The 375-nt window shown below is 57.3% G+C and carries 1 protein-coding gene; it reads left to right on the forward strand.

Annotated elements, in window-relative coordinates; genetic code table 11:
* Positions 1–375, forward strand: a 375-nt coding sequence (locus tag HGT71_RS15655; protein ID WP_214218609.1) for an Ig-like domain-containing protein, incomplete at both ends; no start/stop codon positions are given.

Consider the following 375-nt stretch of genomic DNA (forward strand, 5'->3'; position numbering starts at 1 on the left):
TGTTGTTGAGACGGGCCACCCGGATCAGGCGATTGCGGACCACTCGAGCACCAAAACACCGGATGTCACCTTTAGCGGTAAGGCGGAAGCCAACAGCACGGTGGTACTGACCGACAGCGACGGTAAAGAAGTGGGCCGTGGCACGGCTGATGCCGATGGCAACTGGCATATCGATACCCAACTCGCGGACGGCGCCCACGACATTACGGCAACCGCTACCGATGCGGCGGGTAACGTTAGCCCTGCATCTAATGGTTTTGAGGTAACCGTCGATTCCTCTGCACCGGTTGACCCGAGTAAAGATAAACCGGCTGCGCCGACTATCACCGATGTGGTGGATAAAGCGCATACGGATGTGGCGGTAAAAGATCATGG

This window comes from Rosenbergiella epipactidis (genome assembly GCF_018494055.1).
GTDB classification, from domain to species: Bacteria; Pseudomonadota; Gammaproteobacteria; order Enterobacterales; family Enterobacteriaceae; genus Rosenbergiella; species Rosenbergiella epipactidis.